Source organism: Verminephrobacter aporrectodeae subsp. tuberculatae At4 (assembly GCF_000193225.1).
GTDB lineage: Bacteria > Pseudomonadota > Gammaproteobacteria > Burkholderiales > Burkholderiaceae_C > Acidovorax > Acidovorax aporrectodeae.
The window spans coordinates 1-6,819 of sequence record NZ_AFAL01000445.1 but is presented as its reverse complement, the minus strand read 5'-3'; the positions used below and the strand labels follow the sequence as shown (position 1 = coordinate 6,819).

The 6,819-nt window shown below is 69.9% G+C and carries 6 protein-coding genes and 1 pseudogene; 3 read left to right on the top strand and 4 right to left on the bottom strand.

What is annotated here, in order from left to right; genetic code table 11:
• The 3 genes and pseudogenes from VTU_RS0114430 to VTU_RS0114425 all read left to right on the top strand — a co-directional run.
• A partial coding sequence (locus tag VTU_RS0114430) for a FecCD family ABC transporter permease (RefSeq protein WP_029554418.1) occupies positions 1-552 on the top strand: 552 nt, incomplete at its 5' end.
• 75 nt (positions 553-627) lie between these two features.
• Positions 628-765 (top strand): annotated as a pseudogene (locus tag VTU_RS34895) (ATP-binding cassette domain-containing protein); the annotation flags it as partial.
• 88 nt (positions 766-853) lie between these two features.
• Complete coding sequence (locus VTU_RS0114425) at positions 854-1,657, top strand: heme ABC transporter ATP-binding protein (protein ID WP_010105366.1); 804 nt, start codon at positions 854-856, stop codon at positions 1,655-1,657.
• Positions 1,658-1,678: 21 nt separating this feature from the next.
• Here VTU_RS0114425 and mdoH read toward each other — a convergent pair whose 3' ends face one another.
• The 4 genes from mdoH to VTU_RS27370 form a co-directional block, all read right to left on the bottom strand.
• Positions 1,679-3,739 carry a glucans biosynthesis glucosyltransferase MdoH gene (gene mdoH, locus VTU_RS0114420; protein ID WP_029554417.1) on the bottom strand — a complete coding sequence of 687 codons (2,061 nt, stop codon included), beginning with the start codon at positions 3,737-3,739 and terminating at the stop codon, positions 1,679-1,681.
• Complete coding sequence (locus tag VTU_RS0114415) at positions 3,712-5,286, bottom strand: glucan biosynthesis protein G (RefSeq protein WP_236610746.1); 1,575 nt, start codon at positions 5,284-5,286, stop codon at positions 3,712-3,714. The genes mdoH and VTU_RS0114415 overlap by 28 nt, the downstream gene beginning before the upstream one ends.
• A 43-nt stretch (positions 5,287-5,329) precedes the next feature.
• Positions 5,330-5,578: a hypothetical protein gene (locus tag VTU_RS31630; protein WP_081479834.1), complete on the bottom strand. Its 249-nt coding sequence runs from the start codon at positions 5,576-5,578 to the stop codon at positions 5,330-5,332.
• 54 nt (positions 5,579-5,632) lie between these two features.
• The coding region (locus tag VTU_RS27370) for a sigma 54-interacting transcriptional regulator (protein WP_010105361.1) at positions 5,633-6,819 on the bottom strand (1,187 nt) is incomplete at its 5' end.

Below are 6,819 nucleotides of genomic sequence, written 5' to 3'. Positions count from 1 at the left end.
CTGGCCGGTGTGGCCGTGAACGCGCTGGCCCTGGCGGGGCTCGGCTACCTCAGCTTCATTTCTACCGACGAGCAACTGCGCAACCTGCAGATGTGGCTGCTCGGCAGCCTGGGCGGTGCGCGCTGGAGCGCCGTGCTGCTGGTGAGCGCGGTAGTCGCCGCGGCCTGCGCCCTGGGCCTGGCGTTGGCGCGCGCGCTCAATGCCATTGCCCTGGGCGAGGCGCAGGCCGCGCTGCTGGGTGTTCCGGTGGAGCGCACCAAGCGCAGGGCCGTGCTGGTGGCGGCGCTGGCCGTGGGCGCGGTGACGGCGGCCAGCGGAATCATCGGCTTCATCGGCCTGGTGGCGCCGCACTGGGTGCGCCTCGTGGCGGGGCCGGACCACCGCGTCGTGCTGCCGGGATCGGCCCTGCTGGGCGCCGCCTTGGTACTCGCGGCGGACGCGGTGGCGCGCACGCTGGTCAAGCCGGCGGAGTTGCCGCTGGGGGTGCTCACCGCCTGCATCGGCGGGCCCTTGTTCTTGCTCATGCTGCGCCAGCTTCGGAGCAAGGTGTGAGCGCGGCCGCATGCGACGGCCTGGTCTGCGACCAACTGGGCGTGGGCCTGCCGGGCCAGCCCTTGCTGGCCAACCGTGCATGCCCGCCTGCAGGCGGGGAGCGTGAGCGCCATTCTCGGGCCCAACGGGGCCGGAAAATCCACGCTGCTGGCGGTGCTATCGGGCGCGCGTGCGCCGCGCTCGGGCAGCGTCCACATGCAGGGCCAGCCCCTGGGCCGGTTCAGCGCACCGGAACTGGCCAGCCGCTGCGCGGTGCTGCTGCAAGAGGCCAGCGTGGCCTTCAACTTCATCGGAGCAAGGTGTGAGCGCGGCCGCATGCGACGGCCTGGTCTGCGACCAACTGGGCGTTGGTCTGCCGGGCCAGCCCCTGCTGGTCACCGTGCATGCCCGCCTGCAGGCGGGGCGCGTGAGCGCCATTCTCGGACCCAACGGGGCAGGAAAATCCACGTTGCTGGCGGTGCTGTCGGGCGCGCGTGCGCCGCGCTCGGGCAGCGTCCACATGCAGGGCCAGCCCCTGGGCCGGTTCAGCGCGCAGGAACTGGCCAGCCGCCGCGCGGTGCTGCTGCAAGAGGCCAGCGTGGCCTTTGACTTCACGGTGCGGGAGGTGGTGGAGATGGGGCGCTTTCCCCATCGCGCGGCCCCCAGCCGGCAGGAGTCGGCCATCGTGGTGCAGGCCATGGAGGCCACGGGCGTTGCGCATCTGGCGGAGCGCAGCCTGAACGCCCTGTCGGGCGGCGAACGTGCGCGGACCCACCTGGCGCGCGCGCTCGCGCAGATCTGGGAGCCCCGACCCGACCGCTGCGCTCGCTGGCTGCTGCTGGACGAGCCCACCGCCGCGCTCGACCTCGCGCACCAGCACCAGAGCCTGGGCCTCGTGCGCCGCTGGGCGCTGGAGCAGGGCGTTGGCGTGCTTGTCGTGTTGCACGATCTGAACCTGGCGCTGCGCTACGCGCACGACACCGTGCTGCTGGGCGGCGGGCAGTGCGCGGTGGGCCCCACGGAGCAGGTGCTCGACGCCGCAGCCATCGCCCGCGTCTGGGGGGTGGAATGCTCCGGGGTGCGCGCGCGGGACGGTGTTTTGCAGTACCTGACGACAGCGCAATGACGCCGCATGCCCCGGCCGGTTTCAGCCAGGTGCCGCCGCCCGGCGGCCCGCGTGCATCCAGGCGCGGCGCAGCACCAGGGGGGACCACGACTCCTCGGGAATCAGCAGCAGGCGCCGGGAGCGCAGCGCCTGGCCCAGGACGATCTGGCTGCTGAGCACCGCCAGAGGAACCGCCAGCACCAGCGGCAGGCCCACGGGGATGAGCCAGAGCAGCGCGCTGCTGTCGATCAGCGCCACGCCCAGCGTCGGCAGCCCGATCACCAGGCTCATCGGCGCGAGCTGTCGCGCGGCGTGGCGCCAGGGCAGGGCGTGGGCCTGGCGCGGGGGCGAGCGCCATTGCAGCTTCAGCCCGGTGAGCGCGGCCAGCACGAACAGCGAATGCGCCAGCATACGCACGGGGGCCTGCAGGAGGGCCAGCAGGCTCTCCAGCGCGGCGCTCCTGAGCAGGCCCGCTGCACCGCCGTACTGTCTGTGCTCGCGCCGCATGAGGACTGCGGCCAGGCTCAGGACGCGCGGCAGAAAGAGCATGCACAGGGTCCATGCCCACAGCGCCAGCAGTTCGGTGGGCAGGATGCGCCAGTCGACCACCAGCCGCGCGCCCGAGAACCACAGCGCCGTGCCCAGCGTCAGGAACGCCAGCCACAGCGGCGCGGACAGGTAGGCCATGGCGCCGGTGAGGAACATGCAGCGGTGCACCGCGTGGATTCCGGGCTCGGCCAGGAGGCGTGCGTTTTGCAGGTTGCCCTGGCACCAGCGGCGGTCGCGTTGCAGTTCGGCGAGCAGGTCGGGGGGCTGCTGTTCGTAGCTGCCGATCAGGTCGGACACCAGCCACACGTGGTAGCCCGCGCGGCGCATGAGTGCCGCCTCCACGAAGTCGTGCGACATGATTCCGCCCGCGAGCCCGCCCGTTCCCCGGATCGGCGCGAGGGCGCAATGGCGCATGAACGGCGCCACGCGGATGATCGCGTTGTGGCCCCAGTAGTGCGACTCGCCCAGTTGCCAGTACTGCATGCCGAGCGTGAAGAGCCGGCCCGTGACGCGCGCCGCGAATTGCTGCGCGCGCGCGTGCAGCGTGACGTGGCCGACGGCCTGCGTGGCGGTTTGTATGATCCCGGCGCTGGGGTTGGCCTGCATCAGCTTGGCCATCGAGACGATGCAGTCGCCGCTCATCACGCTGTCGGCGTCGAGCACCACCATGTAGCGGTAGTCCTTGCCCCAGCGGCGGCAGAAGTCGGCGACATTGCCCGCCTTGCGCTGCGTGCGGCGGGTGCGCAGGCGGTAGTAGACCTGCACTTGCACCTGCGCTTGCTGGCCGCTCCGCGCGAGCGCGCAGCGCAGTTCCTCCCAGGCGGCGCGCTCGGCGTGGACGATCGCGGGGTCGTTGCTGTCCGAGAGCACGAAGACGTCGAAGGTCGCGCCGTGGCCGGTGGCGGCGACGGATTCGCAGGTCGCCCGCAGCCCCGCGAACACCGTGCCCACGTCTTCGTTGCAGATGGGCATGACGATCGCCGTGCGCGCGTCGGGCGCGAGCCCGTGCTGCGCCACGCTGCGCACCGAGAGCGCGTGCCGGTCGCCGCGCAGCAGCACCCAAAAGCCCATCAGGCCGGTGAGAAAGCCGCTTGCCAGCCAGGTGGAAAGGACTGCGAACAGCGCGATCTGGCCGGCGCCGAGCCAGGCGTTTTCGTAGTCCGGCTGGACGTTCGCGAACAGCAGGCTGGTCAGCGCGCTGCTCAGCAGGGTGAGCAAAACAAACGTCCGGCGGCGCTGGCGTGCGGCACCCTGCCATGGGGGGGGAGGGGGGGATGCGTCCGGGCCGGTGGCGGTTCCGTTGGCAGTACGGATGCCCAGGCGCTGCAGCAGGGCCATTCCCAGGCTGTTCCAGAACCCGCGCCAGGGCACCGGGGTCATCGATCCGCGGTGCAGCGGCGGGGCGGTCACCGCGTTCGGGTGCCGCTGCGCGCGCAGCGCACTGCGCCGGCTACGGACCGCAGGGGGGGGCTGGAGGCCGGCGCCACTTTGCGCCACCGCGGCAGGTGCGATGCGGTCCACGGGGCTCACTCGGGGAGAAGGATATGCGTCCATGTTTCACTCACAGCGTGTTGGTCGTGTTGCAAAAAGGCGCGCAGCTCGGCCGGGCGATTGGCCCTGAGGTGCTGCACGCGTACGGTCATGCGCCATTGCCCGGTGACCGGGTTGTGGTAGGCGTTGCCTTCGATCACCCGGGCGTTGGCGTCGCTGCTCACCATGGCCTCGACGGCCGCGTCCGCGGGCAGCGCCCGGAGCGCGGGGCCGTCGAAATCGAGCACGTACTGCACTTCCTGGGGCAGTGTCTTGGTGCCCGCCTGGACGAAGCCCATGCCGCGGCGCGACTGCACCACCCATGCGCCGGGCGGGCGCTGCTGCGCGTCGCCCTGCCAGCTCAGCGTGTAGGCAAACTCCAGCGGCTGGCCGGGAGCGGGCAGTTGCTGCGGAACCCAATAGGCGACGATGTTGTCGTGCGTTTCGTCGGGCGCGTGCAATTGCACCAGTTCCACGCGGCCCGCGCCCCAGTCGTGCAGCGGGCGCACCCAGACGCTGGGGCGGCGTTCGTAGCGGGCCTCCACGTCTTCGTAGCTGGCCCACTGGCGGTCGCGCTGCATGAGGCCGAAGCCCTTGGGGTTTTGCGTGGTGAACGACGTCACCAGCGTCTGCCCGGGGTTTTGCAGCGGGCGCCAGAGCCATTCGCCTTCGCCGGTGGCGATCATCAGGCCGTCGGAGTCGTGCACTTCGGGGCGAAAGTCCTGCTTGCGCGGCTGGTTCTCGCCAAAGAGGAACATGCTGGTCAGCGGCGCGATGCCCAGCGTGGCAATGGGTCGAATGGGCCGAATGGGCCGACCATCATGGGCGCGCAGGAACACCCGGCTGTGCACCGTGGTGCTGGTCTGCGCGCCCGGCTGGATGTCGAAGCGGTACGCGCCCGTGGCGCGGGGCGAGTCCATGAGCGCGTAGACCGTGATCTGCTTCGCTTCGGCCTCGGGCCGGACGAGCCAGAACTCGGTGAAGCGGGGGAACTCCTCGCCCGCGCCGCCTGCGGTGTCGATCGCCAGGCCCCGCGCCGACAGGCCGTATTGCTGGCCCTGGCCGAGCGCGCGGAAATAGCTGGCGCCCTGAAAGACGATCAGCTCGTCCTTGTAGGCGCTGGAGTTCAGGTTGTGGTGCAGACGAAAACCGGCAAAGCCCAGGTCGCCCCAGGCCTGCGGCTGCACCTGGTTTTTGCCGTAGTTGAAATCCGCTTGGTCGTAGCGGATGTGGCGCACGCCCTCGGGCGTGACTTCGTTGATCAGCACCGGCTCGGTCTGGTACAGGCCGAGGTGGAAGAACATGGCCTCGAAGGGCAGCTTCTCGGCGCGCCACAGCGCGTGCTCGGGCCGCCAGCGGATGTCGCGCACATGGTCGTAGCCCAGCTGTGCGAGGTCCGCGGGAAGCTTGCCGCCGACCGCGCGATAGGGTTCGTTCGCGCGGTCGCGGGCCAGGCGCGTCAGGCTCTCGAAGTCAAAGCCCTGCGCCTGCGCCGCAGCTGCGAGCAACACGGCGGCGAGCGCCAGCGCCGGCCTTGCGCGGCGTGCAGAAGGAGAAAAAACAGCGTGCATGCCACATCTAGGGCAAACCCCGTGCCAGCTTTGAAAAACTGTTTTAAATCAACGGCTTGGCGCGCGAAGCGCGTGTAAGCAGGGGTACATGCCCCTGGATTGGCGTCTTTGGAGCCGCAATCTGTCGCCATCTGGCGACAGGGTACGAGGCCAAAGCGGGGAAATTCCGGTACGGACTGGTGTTTTTCCCCGCAAATAGCGGCACAAAATAAAACTGTTGCATTTCGCGCCATGGCAGGGCGAAATCCGCAGAGATACCCTTTATATCAGCGAGAATTTGCAACGCAGCCATGGCGCGAAAGGTGCAGTTCCATGTGCCGCTATTTTCGGGTCAACATACTGACGTTCAGTCTTGTCGCCCAGCGGCGACAGTGTCGTCGTCTGCGGGGTCGTTTTTGAAGTTTTCGGGGGCCAGCGCGTGCCTTTGCAGCAGGCGGTAGAACTCGGTGCGGTTGCGCTGCGCCAGGCGCGCCGCGTCGGTCACGTTGCCGTCGGTCATCCTGAGCAGGCCCACCAGGTAGTCGCGTTCAAAGCGCTGGCGGGCCTGCGCAAGGCTGAGCACCGGGGTCGATGGCGTGCGCAGCGCGCGCTGCACCAGCGGCAGCGGTACCAGGGGCGTGGTGGACAGCGCGCACACCTGCTCGACCACGTTGTAGAGCTGGCGCACGTTGCCGGGCCAGGCGGCGAGCGCCAGCGCCTTGAGCGCCTCGGGCGCAAAGCCCGAGAGGCGCTTGTCGTACTTGCGCGCCAGCTGGTCCAGGAAATGGTTCGCGAGCAGCGCGATGTCTTCGCGCCGCTCGGCCAGCGGGGGCAGCACCAGCGTGACCACGTTCAGGCGGTAGTACAGGTCTTCGCGGAACTGGGCCGTGGCGAGCGCGGACTCCAGGTCGTGGTGCGTGGCCGAGACGATGCGCACGTTGATGGGAATCGACTTGACCGCGCCCAGGGGACGCAGCGCGCGCTCTTGCAGCACGCGCAGCAGCTTGACTTGCAGCGCGGGCGGCATGTCGCCGATCTCGTCGAGCAGCAGCGTGCCGCCTTCGGCTGCCTGGAACAGCCCCTTGCTCGGGCCTTGTGCGCCAGTGAAGGCGCCTTTGACGTGACCGAAGAGCTCGGATTCGAGCAGCGCCTCGGGGATGGCCGCGCAGTTGATGGCCACGAAGGGGCGGCGCGCACGCGGGCTGGCGCGGTGGATGGCGCGGGCCAGCATCTCCTTGCCCGAGCCGCTGTCGCCCAGCAGCAACACGCTGGCGTCGGACTGGGCCACCATGTAGGCCTCGGTGAGCAGATCGTGCATGCGGCTGGAGCGGCTCACGATCCCCGCGCGCCAGTCTTCGTTGGCTTGCGCCTGCGGGGCGCATGGAGCGCTGAGCGCCAGGGCCTGCGCGACTTTCCCGAGCAGCTCCTTGCCGTCGTAGGGCTTGGTGAGGTAGGTGAAAACGCCCCGCGCCGTCGCCTCCACCGCGTCGGGAATGTTGCCGTGCGCCGTGAGCAGGATGACCGGCAGCGCGGGGTGCCGTGCGCGCACCTCGT